Origin of the sequence: Microcoleus sp. PH2017_24_DOB_U_A, assembly GCF_020738205.1 — a bacterium.
Classification (GTDB): Bacteria; Cyanobacteriota; Cyanobacteriia; order Cyanobacteriales; family Microcoleaceae; genus Microcoleus.
On sequence record NZ_JAEQCT010000039.1, the window covers coordinates 32,701 to 46,452 of the forward strand.

Below are 13,752 nucleotides of genomic sequence, written 5' to 3' on the forward strand. Positions count from 1 at the left end.
TCGGGGTGAAATTTAGGGAAAATTCGCCCGCACAAAAACAGGTACAAGCCCCCAACACGAAGGTTAGGATCGAATCGACAATTTGAGACCAAAATTCAACGTCGCAGATTTACTGCGCTGCAAGTCAATAGACAAGATTGCAAAAGTCCTTTTAATCAAATTTTGGGACGGGCTAGAAGCCCATCCCACAAGAAAAAAGATTTTTGTGGGATGGGCTTCTAGCCCGTCCTAACTATGAGTGGCGATCGAGCTTTGGGAATTTTGAATTTTAAATTATGCAAAACTCTCAACTATCGATCGCCAGCCGTGGTATAATTACAGGTCGCCGCCTTTAGCTGCCAACAGAAAAATCACGATCGGGCCAGAAAGCACGACTGCTGCCAGTAAAGCTACCTGAACAATAAGTTGCAAGTTTACAGGGCCTCCGCCGTTAAAAAGATCCGTTATAAAGTCCATGTGTCCTCCTGACTGTAGTGAGTAAGTCTAGATTGATGAGAAAATCCGCTTCTGATTTTACCGGGCGATCGGCCCTCTTTTTTAAGGAAGTTTACAAAATTCAACAAAATGTAAAGAACGATCGACCTGCGGGCGATCGCAAATTCGGCTAAAAAACCCTGAGTTTGGGCGATCGTAATTAGTCCGGTTCATCCATGGGGCTGCTTGGAGGCAAACCTGCCCGAAAAATCAACTCGGCAGTCAACCTCAATTCTGGGAAAGCCAGCGATTCAACAGTGTCATCGCCCCGAAACTGCTTTACCTGATACTCCCCATCTACTAACTGGCAAACTGAAAGGGTGGGTTGTTTGGGATTCCCAATGAACTTGCGGCCACCTAAACCCAAATAGTCCACAATCCAGTATTCAGGGATGCCAATTTCTTCGTAATCAGCAAATTTGAAATGGTAATCATCTCGCCAGTTCGTGCTGACGACCTCTACAGCCAGTCGGATCGAAGACCCCATCGTGATGATGGACTCCCTTTCCCAGCGCGGTTCCTTTGCCAGAGATGCTTGATCTAGGACAATTACATCGGGCTGATAACCAGCCTCATCGCGAGTGGGTTTAAGCAGGCAGTCACCAGGGATGCAGTAAGGTAATTCGCGTCGGTCAATTTCAACTCCTACTTTTAAGCTGATAAAACCTGTAACACCGGAATGGCGGCCAGTTCCTAGAGGCATTTCGACAATTACTCCATTGTGTAGTTCGTAGCGGTGAACTGAGTTCTCTGGATACCAGGCTGCGAACTCATCAAAAGTGACTGTTTTGGGGATTGTTTGGGCTTGGATCATGGTGTTGTTCCTCCTTTGCTAGATTTATACTAGATATTAGCCAGCTTCCTTACTTTCCTTGCCCCGCTTAGCTTTGGTAGTTGGCGGGGGTTTGGTTTATGTGAGTCCGGAGCTATCAGGTTCACTCGGAGGTGCGCTGGCTGGATCTGACGATCGTTTATTCCTCTCTATCAAGGCTTTCTTGACCAAGACAAGAACCAGTTGAGGAATGGAACGAAATTCAGAATCAGCCCAAATTTTTAACTCCTTGTACTCGTCAAAGTCAAAGCTGATGGTAGTTCTTGGTCGCTTGGTAGCCATATCGCGCGGTTGTCTATACATATCAACATTATCCGCGACTGTCTACCGAGGCTTCAATTTACCATCAGGTACATCATACTTGACAAGTGATGTACTTGTAGATTTTGATAAAGCTCACAGCCAAAAAAGAGCCAGCCCCAAGCATAAAACAGTCATCCGTACAGGAACCAGGGCTGGATGCCTTTACCGGAGAGTGTTCGCAATCAAAAATCGAACCGTCTTTTCGCGAACTCCTTCTGCGGCGCTGGCACTTGGTATACTTGAAAGGCTTTAATCTCTCTTAAAGTTGGGCATTTTCCAGATAATGCTCCAAATCTAAAATCTAAAATCTAAAATCTAAAATCAAATTATGGCTACTTGGCGTTGCGTAAAGCAGTGCGGTGCTTGTTGTTACCTAGAACCAACAGAGCGCCCTGACCTGGACGAGTATTTATCTACCGAGCAATTGGCGCTCTACTTGAGCTTAGTGGGAGATGACGGTTGGTGTATAAACTTTGACAAAGAAACGAGGGAATGCGGAATTTATGCCGATCGCCCGCGCTTTTGTCGGGTAGACGAGGAAGTGTTTCAGGATATGTACGGGATTGAGCCTGCTGAGTTGAACGATTTTGCGATCGACTGCTGTTTGGAGCACATTGAAGATATGTATGGCGATCGATCTTTGGAGATGATTCGCTTCAACTCTGAAGTTGGAACGATCGCCTTACCCGACAATTAACCGACTTGATGTCCCTGTGGGCTTTGTGCTTCCGAAGCATTTTTCGAGATCGTATTTCAATCTCAAACCTAAAATCTCAAACCTAAAATCTAAAATCCTCTCCAGGTCGATCGCTCCAGAGAGTGTAAAAATAGACAAATCAAGGAAATATCGCGCAGTTGAGTTGAGCCATGAGCAATCGAGAGGGTTTTACAGGCGGATTTATTGCGGGAGCCGCAGTTGGGGGCTTGGTAGGGGCAGTTTTGGGTGCGGTGCTGTCGAGGCGCGCTGCTGAAGCTTTGCTGAGCGATCCTTCCGATGCCAAGATCAGAAAGATGCGCCAGAGGAAAGCCAGCCAACTCGAAGCCGAAGGGATGGAAGTAGCAAGGCTGAGTTTGGAAGATAAAATTGCCCAGCTAAATCAGGCAATTGATGACGTGCGGCTGCAACTCGGCGATGTCAACGGGAACGCGCCAGCCCACAACAGCGAGGGTTCGATCGCCCCTGACTCCTGAATAAGATTGAAGATTTTAGAGCAGTCGGGGAGTAGAATGCGGGCGATCGACCAACTGTCGCACATTTCTCTGTTCAACTTTCCCATTAAAAACCAAGGCAAAAGTAAAAAGGAACCACAAAATTGCTCAGCCTCTACCCTCAGTGCCTTCCCTCTTCCGCAGCTATGCTAAACTCAAAGTTAAAGTGTCTGTAAACTTTACTCAAACGACAACCAAAATTTATGAGTTATTCAATAGGCCTTTTGGCAAACACGCTAGCGACATTTCTGCAAATCTATCTAGTCCTGATGATTATTAGGGTACTGTTAAGCTGGTTCCCCAACATCAATTGGTACGACCCCCCGTTTTCGATTTTGAGTCAGTTAACAGATCCTTACCTCAATCTCTTCCGCTCAATTATTCCCCCCTTGGGAGGTATTGACTTTTCTCCAATGATTGCGTTTTTTGTACTTCAGTTTGGCTCGCAATTTCTGATCGGTCTTTTGGGCAGCTTGCAAACCGCTTTTTAGTTATCAGAAAAATAGGGTTTAAAACTTCCCCCTTATAGGGGGAATTTACATTTATAGCCGTTCTCGAAAAAGTGAGGTATGCCCTATGCCCTATGCCCTATGCCCTATGCCCATGAGCACCTCATATTTCGCTCGAAAGGCTATAGTTTCACTAACGGCGAACCACGCCAGTAAAACCTGTAGCTTTAAACTGCTTGAGCTGCAAAGGTGTTCGTTGATTGGCTGCAACCGAAATTCTGAGCTGAAAATCGCTAATTCCGGGAGGAACTTCTTCGATAGAACCTAAGCGAGTCCGGTTTTGCATCACTGGATTTTCATCTGCATCATAAATACGACCGAAAATATCAGCATCAAAAACAGGTTTGCCGCTAGTATTTTCAGCTTTCCCAGTAATCAAAAAGCAATTAGCTTCCATAGAACTGCCGCTGGTGACTGTTCCTTCTGCCATTTCTGCGGGACATTCGTGATAGGAAAGATCGGAAAGTTTAATCTGTGTGGTAGCCCAAGCTGGTGGAGTGAATACCAAACTCAAAATTGCGATCGCCCAAGTGGCAAAAAGAAGACTGATAGCTCGAAATTTCATAACAATTGCAGCGTAAATATATTTTACTCAGCTTAGCGCGAATTCAAGGTCAAATTCTTAACCTCCTCCGGGAAACGGCACTGCCGTGTCCGGCTCCAGGAGGAGACGGCATTAGTCTAAACCTAAATGCTGGCGCAAGGCTTGGCGCATTACATCCACAGGGACATATTCTGTGTCCAGCCAAATTTTCAAGGCTGCTGCTCCTTGTTGAACTAGCATTTCTAGTCCGTCAATCGGTATTGCACCGCGAAGCTGTGCATCTTTGAGCAACTGAGTAGGATTCGGGGTGTAAATCAGATCGTAAACGATCGCACCTGCGGAAATTCGATCGAGCGCAGCAGCAGCAACCGGCGACTTTTCCCCGTGCGGGTGCATTCCCACAGGAGTTGTATTCACCAGCAAATCGGCCTGCGAAATCAACATTGACAAATTATCCCAAGTATGCACCTGCAAATTCTGCATCGGCATCGGAGAATTCACCCAACTCTGTTGAAATTCCGCTAAATTGGGGGCGTTGCGGCCGACAACGTGAATCTCTGCAAATCCCAATTGAGCGCATCCAGCCACAACAGCCCTCGCCGCCCCGCCATTCCCCAAAATTACCGCTACTTTCTGACTCCAATCGGAAGCCCGCCCTAGGGGGGTTTTTAAACCCGGAGATCCCCCTAAATCCCCCTTAAGAAGGGGGACTTTGAGTGAATTCTCCCCCCTTCTTAAGGGGGGCTGGGGGGGATCGGAATCTGATCGGAAAGTGGGAAAACCCTCTGTTTGCAACGGCGCGAGAAAGCCTTCTACGTCGGTATTTGTGCCGCACCAACCTTTGTCAGTGCGGTAGACGGTGTTGACTGCGCCGATCGCCCTAGCAATGGGAGAAACCTCCGCCAGCAGCGGTAAGATTGCCTGTTTGTGAGGAATCGTGATGCTAAATCCCCGAAGGTCGATCGCGGCAAATCCTGCCAGCGCAGCCTTTAAATCCTCTGGTTTTACCGGAAACGGCAGGTAAACAAAATCGACACCCAAGTGAGAAATGGCAGCATTGTGCATCACCGGGGACAGAGAATGTGCGATCGGATGACCAATTACTCCGAGCAGTTTAGTAGTGCCTTTAATCATAGTTTGAAGTCAGTTGTCAGTTGTCAGTTGTCAGTTGTCAGTTGTCATCAGGAAGAAGTAAGAAACTTATTGTATCAATCAAAGATTTATGCAGAAGCCGCAGATTTAAGGCAGATCGACGCAGATAATTTGAAAGTAATTTATAGCGGTTCTCAAGCGGGGTGAGGTATGTCCTATGCCCTATGCCCTATGCCCTATGCCCTATGCCCATGAGTACCTCATCTTTCTGAGAAGGCTATACATCTTTAATCTTTTACAAATCAAAGCTATTTGGCCGCATTTTCGGTATCCCGAAACTCCTTCGCGTCAGCCAAAATCGGATTGACATCAAACCAGTAATCCTCGCCGTAACGGTACTCAAATACCCAAAGACTGCGGAGCAAAATTTGGTATTTAGTTTCACCATTCACTGTTTTGGTAGCAGATACTTGGCGGAGTAATTGCCACTCATCAGGTTCGATCGCCAAAGTAAGCTGGTGACGGCGTTGGACAATCACATTTTCCAAAGTTTCCCGCGACACAGGAGGGTCTTGTTTTTGCAGACAGCTATAGAGTAGTTGTAACAAATTGCGAACATGACCCCCGCTAACTCGACAGAGGCGATCGAGAGTTTCGGCAGAATCGAAAATTTTGCCAACCAAAGCATAGCGCTGCGACGCCTCCACTGTTGGAAAAGCGCGCGCCAGAACCATCTGTCGCAGCAATTCGACACCCTCTGCACACTCAGAAGCGTCATTCAATTGCACCGGCACCATCGGCAAAACCTTTGGATCTACCCCGAAGCGATTGCTAAGCTGACCCAAGTCGTTAGAGAAAATCAGCACCAAAGGAATTGTATACACGACATGACAGTTCAGTCTTGCCAACTGCTCCCCGCGATCGACAAACAGATATTCCGGCTGCATCCGCCCCGTTGGTTTCGCGCACAGGTGTATGCGATCGAGATTGTCGATAATTACCACAAGTCCCTGTTTACCTTGGCGCTTGAGTTCTTGATTAGCCGGTTCCAGCAACTCCTTATTGAGCGCATCTAAAATTACATTAGTCCGCGGCTCCAAATATTGCCTCAACTCCGATCGCAAATTCGGAGCATCCTTCGCCTTAGCAGTAATTTTGCCAATACCCAAAGACAAAGAAAACTCTCCATCCGTGCTAGCATTTACCTCACCCAAACCGGGGACAGAAGCTCCCGCTTTCAGATCTATTTGAGTTTGAAAAACATCAGCAACGCCCTTGAGCAAAGCTTTAAAACCCGTCGGTTGCAGCTTGATTTTCATTTTCTCAATGCTTTCGCTCACCTGACGCGCCACGCTCAACAAAATGTCAGTGATATCGACATCAGCCATGTCTAAATCTTTACTCGACTCAAAATAAACCACATGAAAACCTTGCTCCTGCAATTGAGCTTGCAGCCGCAGCAATTCTGTGGATTTCCCCGAGCCGATGTGACCGGTAAATAATTGACAGGTAGGTACATCGGGCGAGAGACGGCTGATGGTGCGCTCCAATTGTTCTACGATTGTGCCGCCCCGCACTGACGAAAAATCGATATAGTATTGTCGGTCTTCTTGATTTGCTACTGCCAGGGTGTAGCTGGGATTGCAGGCCGTATAAAATTTCTGTAAATTTAGTTCCATACCCTGTTCTCTGTTTTATAATATTATGCCCTAAGAGCTTCTTCATTGAGCAATTTGACCGCTCCGCACAAATTGCTAGTTGTTTTGATGTTTTATTGGTCTTTCAATATCTAAATGTAGATCGGAATCCGCAATCACAAATCCCACTTATTTTTTGCAGTCACGGAATGAACAAAAGTCAGTAATAACTTGATTGCTTCGAGCGTGAGGACTTGAGTTCTCTCCAAAATCAGAGGACTCAAGTCATCACAACTAACAGATTGATTGCGGAGAATTTGCCGAACAGCATCTGACACAGGCGATCGCGAATTTGTCTGCTAAAATCAAAGACGAACTGTGGGCGGTAATGTTCTCCAGTAAAATTGGGTATTTGAGTAGGGTTAACCGAATGCAGAAAGGGCGAGCACTTGCACTCGCCCCGATGGATTATCCAGTTAAGATTGGCGGGGATCTCCAACCTCAAATCTAATTGCATCAGCGAATCCCGTAACAGATTTATCACCGAGCAAGATTAATTTGCCGAAACTGTTGGCTGTACCGATTCACCAGATTTCAAAGTGCTATTTTGCATTAATTAATTCTACCATTCGTTCGCCTACACCTGCGGCGGAAGCGGGATTTTGCCCTGTGACGAGTCGATCGCTCGCCACAACACAAACTTGAAAATTAGGAACCTTAGTAAAATTAGCCCCACGCTCAATTAACTTCGCCTCCAGCAAAAACGGCACGATATCAGTCAATCCCACAGCCGCTTCCTCTTCATTAGTAAAAGCAGCCACAGTCTTGTTAGCAACCAGGTATGTACCGTCAGATAGCTTAATATTGACTAACGCCGCAGGCCCGTGACAGACAGCACCGACAATTCCGCCTGCTTCATAAATAGCAGCCGCAATCTCAGCAAGTTCCTGGTTATCAGCAAAATCCCACATGGTTCCATGTCCGCCAGCATAGAAAATAGCAGCATATTCTGCGGGTTTAATTTGTGCAGGATTCAGAGTATTTTCGACTTGCAAAACCTGCTCAGAATCATCTAAAAAAGCCTTATTTAGCGGGTCTTCCAAATCAATCCCAACCATTGGAGCTTTGCCGCCTTTTGGACTGACAAAATCTACCATTAATCCGGCTTTAGTAAATGCGTCCAAGGGATGGGTTACTTCTGGGAGATAGAAACCAGTTTCTTTACCAGTGTCACCAAGAGTATCGTGGCTGGTTAAAACAATCAGAACTTTTTGGCTAGTCATATTCGATTCCTGTTGTGGGTGTCTTTGTGCTCGTTGTTTTTATCCTAGGTCGAATTCATCTAAAATACAAATTATGAAAGTTTCGTGTAACTATAAATCTAGTTATACCAAATCCCAATGCCGAACTTCCTAACATCCGTTAAATCTGAGATATTTCACCATTGTCAGCAACAGGCTTTCCGGCCTGTTCCACAAAGAGTGCATTTCTTGTGGGGGCTTAGCAACAGGCTTTCCGGCCTGTTCCACAAAAAGTGCATTTCTTGTGGAATGGGCATCTTGCCCGTTCCTAAAATCCATTGCCGAACTGCCTTATTTATGATTAGCTTTGAGTGGTATCGCAGCTTTATCGAGGTTTACCGCGTCGGAACCGTATCCGGGGCAGCCCAAGTTTTGCACCTAACACAACCGGCTGTCAGCCAACACGTCGCAGCCCTAGAGTCAGCTTTGGGAAATCCGTTGTTTCAAAGAACTCCGAGACGGATGGTGCCGACGGATGCGGGAAAAAGACTGTATAGTCAAGTTGCAAGTGCGATCGAGAAACTCGAATCAATTCCCCACAAAAACTCCAGCGCCGAAACACCACAAACCATCAGAATCGGTACACCACAAGAATTTTTTACCGATCGCATCCTCAGTCAATTACCCCAAGACGATCACACTTTTTACACAATCCAATTTGGACTAACATCGGAGTTGATCCAACAACTCAAAGCCGGAAAACTAGACATCGTAATTGCTACCCAAAAAATTACCTTGTCTGACATTGAATATGAACTACTATTCGAGGAAAACTTCTGGCTAGTCGGGCCGCCAAATATGGCGATTCCGATTGCTGAAGGAATCAGTCAAGCAGATTTAAACCCACTTTCTCAATGGCTATTAACTCAACCTTGGATTGCTTACAGCGAAGAATTACCGATCGCCCGCCGCTTTTGGCGCGTCGTGTTTGGCAAAAGAATCGATGTTCAACCCAAACTAATTATTCCCGATTTAAGAGCAATTAGACAAGCCGTTGAATGCGGATTTGGCTTTAGCGTGCTTCCCGATTACTTGTGTGCAGATTGGGTGACAGAAAATCGTTTGACACTTGTGCTTAAACCTACACAGGCTGTTACCAATCGGATTTGGCTGGCTTTTCGGAAATCGGAAAGACAGTTGCCAAAAGTCAAACGGATGTTAGAAATTTGCCAAATCAATGTAAACTAAGTTAGCCTTAGAGTAAACCATCAATATCAATTCCACTTGGAGGTCACTTGTGGTAACATCTGCACCAGAAGCTACAGCAGAACTGCAAAAACCTATTGGCGAACAGCGCGTCGTAATTTGGGGGTTATCTTGGGACGGTTATCTACAAATTCTCAATGCCTTACCCCAGTCACGAGGCTGTCATTTGATCTATGACAACGGGATTCTAGAAATCACCATGCCCTTAGAAGAACACGAATTTTCAAGTCGATTAATCGAGTGTTTTATTCGGACGCTGATTGAACTCATGGGGATGCGGATGAAAACGATGGGTTCAACAACTATGAACTATCCTTTTCTGAAAAAGGGAGCCGAACCAGATAATGCCTACTATATTCAAAATCAACCCCTCGTCAAAGGCCGAAATGTTGATTTTACCAAAGATCCTCCGCCTGATTTAGTGGTAGAAGTAGATATTACTCATACTGATATTGAGAAAAACAAATTCTACGCTGCTATTGGTGTACCGGAGTTTTGGCGGTTCAATGGCAAAGTGTGGCGAATTTATCAATTGCACGAGGGCGAGTATATGGAGGTTGAATCGAGTCCTACCTTTCCTCAAGTGCCGAAAGAAAGGCTAATTGCTTTTCTAGAACAGGCAAAAGAAGATGAAATTGCGGCAATACGCGACCTGCGAGCTTGGTTTTAATGCTGTTTTTCTTGAGTCTTGAGCCACTCCATTGCCGATTTCGATTCAGCCTGCACGTCCTCCGACTGAGTAGCTAGCCACTCCTGATAAGCCTTTTCATCACCACCAAAGGAATCTAGGGATGGAGCAAAGCGATGAGCCTTTTTCATCCAGACATTTTCAGGTGCTAAAGGCTTATAGGCGCAGTAGCAAATGCAAATTGTATCAAATCCTGCACCATAGGGAGGCGGGATTTCAGGGGTGTATTCTTCCACCCGCACAACTTCCCAGCCACTATCTCGAAAGGAGTCCCGGTTTTCTGGCACTGTTTCCGTCAGTCGGTGTCCGATCGCAGGAGCAGGTTTGCCACTAGAGTCGTAGTGTTCGGCAATGGTGTTAGTTAAAGAAGGTACTGAATCCACATTTGCAATGCGGTAAAATGACTTTCCGATTTGTGTCTCAGTTTTCTGACGATACTTTTCAATTTCACCTTTATCCGCTTTGAACAGAATCAGTTTACGCATCTTCTTTGTCCTCCTTGAAATAGTCGCCTTGCGTTAAATCCATGCGAGAGGGTGGAAACTCGCAGTAGCCATCGAAAACGCAATCCACAGGTAAAACATCAGTTGCGACTAGCTCTGCCTGCTTCAGCGTCCACCCGTAATTATCTGCCATATCCTCGCAGCATTCTTCATTCGCTGCCGCATGGCGGGTTTCATCTTTCTCCTCGTCGTATCTGGGTTTTGTCATACTTAAGTTACTCCTAGTTCGGATAGTCGAACTTTGGAGAAGTCGTCTCGGTTGAGTGTGTCCTCACTCACCGGGGCGCATTCACATAATTTATATTATAGAACCCAATTTTTATACCAATTTATTCTATCCATTGTAATTGACACTTTCACGTTGAGGAACACGCGATAAAGGAAACAACTTCCACTACCACACTCTCTCTTTCCTCACTCTGCGCTCTCTGCGCCCTCTGCGGTTAAAAAAATCCAAATTATCCAAAAAAGGGCCGGTAACTATACCAGCCCTTCAACTATTTGAGACGTTAAATTACCAGTAATTTAACATCCAAAAACTCAAATTAATCTAACTTCTGTCAGTAACAGTCGCAGGCTCAAAACTCGGAACCACAACATCAGAATTCTGCTTAGTCAACTGGTTGTACAGCCTTTCAGTATTCGGGAAATTAGCAGCCGGTAGAGTTGGGAAGCGACGATAAGGAACAGTATCCTCACCAAAAGCCTCAGCATATTCAACAGTCAGCAACATCGCATTGATAAAGCCCTTAATCCCTTTACTTGCCAAGATTTGGTTATAAGTCCGAATCTCCGCTTGATTCAGAGGAGCACGGCCCAAGAAGTGCTTCGTACCCAACTCAATCACCTTAGTATTTGGATAAGGTGCATAGAACTGTTTCACGTACAGCGGCGAACAACCTAAACACTCAATGAACTCCTTGAGATTGATTTCATTGTTGCCAAGTTTGCTTTCCAACGCCGTGAATTCATTCTTCACAACATACGAGTTGATGTCACGCTCAAAAATTTGACGGTAAACAGCTTGAATTAAAGTTTTCAAAGCTACCTTATCCGAAGTAGTTGTTAGCTTGAACACCTTAGTTTGTTCACGGCGCTTGCTCACACCTTGAGCAATCCGAGTTTGCAACTGAAGATCTCCGCCATCGATCGCAGTACCCAATTCGATAAACCGAGGTGTTTCAGGAGTCGGCTCAACGTTGGCCTTTTTCTCACCAAAGGAACCCGATCGCATCGTCCGCATCGACAAACCAGCCGGAGTCACATAGCGCTCGTAGGGGACTGTATCTTCCCCGAAAGCTTCGTTGTACTCCATGCTGTCCATGATGCTATCGACCAGCGCGTAGAAACCCTTCTTGGCACAAATGTCAAAGTAAGCGTTCATTTCCTGACGGCCGTAAGTAGGGCGTCCCAGGAGTCGGCGGTGGATGTACTCGATCGCCTTACAAACATAAAGCTTGCTCCAGTACATATTGCGGAACACATCGGATTTCGCCAACATCCGAATAAACTCGCGCATCGGGATGTCGCCGTTTTCCAGCTTAATTTCCGCCACCTTTTGGCGCTGGCCGTCGAACACATCGCGACCAAACACTTGCAGGTAAGCAGCCCGAATCACCGCTTGAGTCGAACTTTCGGTATATTTGACACTGGAAGCATTGCTGTAGCTGCTGGAGGCACCGCGAGCGGTTTTCTTGGAAGCCACATAGTTGCTGGGTAACTGGTCTAGTTTAAAGACCTTGGGGCCCAGAGAACCAGGAGCCGCACCGCGAGCCGCTGGGTTACTCAATTGATTGTCAATCCCCGCACCTTGACGGATCAAGATCCGGCGAGTGTCTTTGCCAAAGGGAGCTGGACGGTTCTTAGGGTTACGAGTTTCTTTCGGGAAAATCGCACCGAACTGAATTTCCAGCGGATCGTTACCAATACCGTAAACGTGCTGATCTGGTAGAGGCTGAGTGTAGCCTGCGAACAAGGTGATGAACTGAGGAACCTTGCGGAAAGGAGCGCTGAAATTGAACAAATCAATTTGCGGGCCCCAGTTGCGACATTCCTGAGCTTCCTGGCCCAAACCGCGCAGGTAAGGGACTGTTTCTTCGCCGAAGTAGTCGGAATATTCCTGAGAATAAACCATCGCGTCTACGAGGGCTGCCAGGCCGCCTTTGGTGACGATCGCAAAATACTTGCTAAATTCTTCCCGCGAGCTCAAACCACGGCCGAGGAAGTGGCGGGCCGCCAGTTCTACAGCGCGACTGTTGACAAACGGCTCGTAGAATTGCTGGCGGTACAGAGGAGATTTGCCAAGGCGGCGAATAAACTCTTTCATGGAGATTTCGCCGTTTTTGACCTTAGATTCCAGGTCAGAAATGCTTTGGCTGTAGGCGCGGGTAATGTCGCGCTCAAAAACTTGGCGGTAAGCTGCTTTGATTACTTCAATCTTTTCAGCCGACGACAGACCCGTCTTCATGACGAATTTCGCCCGATTTTCCGCTGCGTTGAAGTAGATTTGAGGAAGTTGCAGCCCTTGCTGGTCATTGGTTTCGCGCTGACGCACCTTCGGTGAAGGTGTAGGAGCTTTAAATTCGGTAATTGCTACGTCAAAATACTGTGCGACGATCGTGCGTGCGGCCTCATCATTCTTGAAATAGTTCAAGGATGCAGCCTTCATTTCCTGCATTGCCACAATTGTCGCCGCCGACGAGCAAGCATTTTCGATAATTTCCCGCAATCCGCGCACATTCACCGAAATAATGTTCGGGTCGCCAGCAACGATCGCGTAGGTAATGTAACGCAAAAACCAGCTCAAATCCCGCAGAGATTTGGTCATGTTGCTCGGGCCGTAGCGCGAGACATTAATCGGCTGGAATCCTGCTGGAATTGGGCCGCCACCGCCGCCGTTAGTGGAAAACAGATTTCCCAAGCCCAAGAATCCGCCGCCACCTGAGCCTTTGCCGTTACCGCCGCCGCCACCTGCGCGACCTTCAACGTAAGTAACAGTTCCCAGTTTCATGCCTTCAGAGACATTTACCGAGCCGCCGCGAGTTGCGCCAGCCATAGCCATCACTGGTTCTGCTGGTCTTTCCAAAAATGCCAGCGGGGAACCGCCGACAAAAATCCGGTTGGCTGCGCGGGATACTATGAGTTCCGAGTTTCTGGTCAGCGTCTCAGAAATCGCGATCCGAAGAGCACCGGAACTGAAATAACTTGCCAGTTCGCTCAGTTCGCCCCGCTGTAGGAAGCGGTCTTGCTGTTCAGCTTGCGAAATCGTTGCGACTGGTACAGTTTGATATAGTTGCGGACGGGCAACTGAGCTTCCACCACTTGCTTTTACAGTCATTAGACTCCTTCGCTCCCTATCTAAATCGTTGCAGCATTTACCCAGACTAACCTTGCCTTCTCATGCAGGTAAAATTAGGTATTTTTGCTTTGTTTACTTTTTGCCTTGACCTATCAC

General features: G+C 46.8%; 17 protein-coding genes. 5 read left to right on the plus strand and 12 right to left on the minus strand.

The window, feature by feature from the left end:
• Window positions 1–315 precede the first annotated feature (315 nt).
• From JGK07_RS11410 to JGK07_RS11420, 3 genes are all read right to left on the minus strand, one after another.
• Window positions 316–456 carry a photosystem II reaction center protein Ycf12 gene (locus JGK07_RS11410; RefSeq protein WP_293180474.1) on the minus strand — a complete coding sequence of 47 codons (141 nt, stop codon included), beginning with the start codon at window positions 454–456 and terminating at the stop codon, window positions 316–318.
• 178 nt (window positions 457–634) lie between these two features.
• Window positions 635–1,288: a Uma2 family endonuclease gene (locus JGK07_RS11415; RefSeq protein WP_293180471.1), complete on the minus strand. Its 654-nt coding sequence runs from the start codon at window positions 1,286–1,288 to the stop codon at window positions 635–637.
• A gap of 96 nt (window positions 1,289–1,384) precedes the next feature.
• Window positions 1,385–1,609 carry a hypothetical protein gene (locus JGK07_RS11420; RefSeq protein WP_325315843.1) on the minus strand — a complete coding sequence of 75 codons (225 nt, stop codon included), beginning with the start codon at window positions 1,607–1,609 and terminating at the stop codon, window positions 1,385–1,387.
• Between the two features lie 328 nt (window positions 1,610–1,937).
• On the opposite strand from JGK07_RS11420, the gene JGK07_RS11425 reads away from it, so the two are divergent.
• The 3 genes from JGK07_RS11425 (at window position 1,938) to JGK07_RS11435 (ending at window position 3,309) form a co-directional block, all read left to right on the plus strand.
• Window positions 1,938–2,306 (plus strand): YkgJ family cysteine cluster protein, encoded by a 369-nt coding sequence (locus JGK07_RS11425; protein ID WP_293180468.1) that lies wholly within the window; start codon window positions 1,938–1,940, stop codon window positions 2,304–2,306.
• A 170-nt stretch (window positions 2,307–2,476) separates the two neighbouring features.
• Window positions 2,477–2,800: a hypothetical protein gene (locus JGK07_RS11430; RefSeq protein WP_293180465.1), complete on the plus strand. Its 324-nt coding sequence runs from the start codon at window positions 2,477–2,479 to the stop codon at window positions 2,798–2,800.
• A 221-nt stretch (window positions 2,801–3,021) separates the two neighbouring features.
• Window positions 3,022–3,309, plus strand: coding sequence for a YggT family protein (locus JGK07_RS11435; RefSeq protein WP_293180462.1), 288 nt, complete (start codon window positions 3,022–3,024; stop codon window positions 3,307–3,309).
• A 151-nt stretch (window positions 3,310–3,460) separates the two neighbouring features.
• Here the strand turns inward: JGK07_RS11435 and JGK07_RS11440 are convergent, their stop codons facing one another.
• The 6 genes from JGK07_RS11440 to JGK07_RS11465 all read right to left on the minus strand — a co-directional run bounded on the left by JGK07_RS11440 (window position 3,461) and on the right by JGK07_RS11465 (window position 8,180).
• Window positions 3,461–3,892 carry a hypothetical protein gene (locus JGK07_RS11440; RefSeq protein WP_293180459.1) on the minus strand — a complete coding sequence of 144 codons (432 nt, stop codon included), beginning with the start codon at window positions 3,890–3,892 and terminating at the stop codon, window positions 3,461–3,463.
• Between the two features lie 111 nt (window positions 3,893–4,003).
• Entirely contained in the window at window positions 4,004–5,005 is a 1,002-nt protein-coding gene (locus JGK07_RS11445) for a shikimate dehydrogenase (RefSeq protein ID WP_293180456.1), read from the minus strand.
• Between the two features lie 266 nt (window positions 5,006–5,271).
• Window positions 5,272–6,642, minus strand: coding sequence for a P-loop NTPase fold protein (locus tag JGK07_RS11450; protein ID WP_293180453.1), 1,371 nt, complete (start codon window positions 6,640–6,642; stop codon window positions 5,272–5,274).
• Window positions 6,643–6,880: 238 nt separating this feature from the next.
• Window positions 6,881–7,117, minus strand: a complete 237-nt coding sequence (locus tag JGK07_RS11455) for a hypothetical protein (RefSeq protein ID WP_293180450.1) — start codon at window positions 7,115–7,117, stop codon at window positions 6,881–6,883.
• 85 nt (window positions 7,118–7,202) lie between these two features.
• Entirely contained in the window at window positions 7,203–7,883 is a 681-nt protein-coding gene (locus JGK07_RS11460) for a type 1 glutamine amidotransferase domain-containing protein (RefSeq protein ID WP_293180447.1), read from the minus strand.
• Window positions 7,884–8,012: 129 nt separating this feature from the next.
• Window positions 8,013–8,180 (minus strand): hypothetical protein, encoded by a 168-nt coding sequence (locus JGK07_RS11465; protein WP_293180444.1) that lies wholly within the window; start codon window positions 8,178–8,180, stop codon window positions 8,013–8,015.
• Between the two features lie 18 nt (window positions 8,181–8,198).
• On the opposite strand from JGK07_RS11465, the gene JGK07_RS11470 reads away from it, so the two are divergent.
• Together JGK07_RS11470 and JGK07_RS11475 are read left to right on the plus strand one after the other, a co-directional pair.
• On the plus strand, window positions 8,199–9,089 hold the full coding sequence (locus tag JGK07_RS11470) for a LysR family transcriptional regulator (RefSeq protein ID WP_293180441.1): 891 nt from the start codon (window positions 8,199–8,201) through the stop codon (window positions 9,087–9,089).
• A 49-nt stretch (window positions 9,090–9,138) separates the two neighbouring features.
• Window positions 9,139–9,777 carry a Uma2 family endonuclease gene (locus JGK07_RS11475; RefSeq protein ID WP_293180438.1) on the plus strand — a complete coding sequence of 213 codons (639 nt, stop codon included), beginning with the start codon at window positions 9,139–9,141 and terminating at the stop codon, window positions 9,775–9,777.
• On the opposite strand, the gene JGK07_RS11480 is transcribed toward JGK07_RS11475, so the two are convergent.
• The 3 genes from JGK07_RS11480 to JGK07_RS11490 form a co-directional block, all read right to left on the minus strand.
• Entirely contained in the window at window positions 9,774–10,280 is a 507-nt protein-coding gene (locus JGK07_RS11480; RefSeq protein WP_293180435.1) for a hypothetical protein, read from the minus strand. The genes JGK07_RS11475 and JGK07_RS11480 overlap by 4 nt on opposite strands.
• Window positions 10,273–10,506, minus strand: coding sequence for a hypothetical protein (locus JGK07_RS11485; RefSeq protein WP_293180433.1), 234 nt, complete (start codon window positions 10,504–10,506; stop codon window positions 10,273–10,275). Before JGK07_RS11485 ends, JGK07_RS11480 begins: the two co-directional genes overlap by 8 nt.
• A gap of 342 nt (window positions 10,507–10,848) precedes the next feature.
• Entirely contained in the window at window positions 10,849–13,635 is a 2,787-nt protein-coding gene (locus JGK07_RS11490) for a phycobilisome rod-core linker polypeptide (protein WP_293180431.1), read from the minus strand.
• Window positions 13,636–13,752 lie beyond the last annotated feature (117 nt).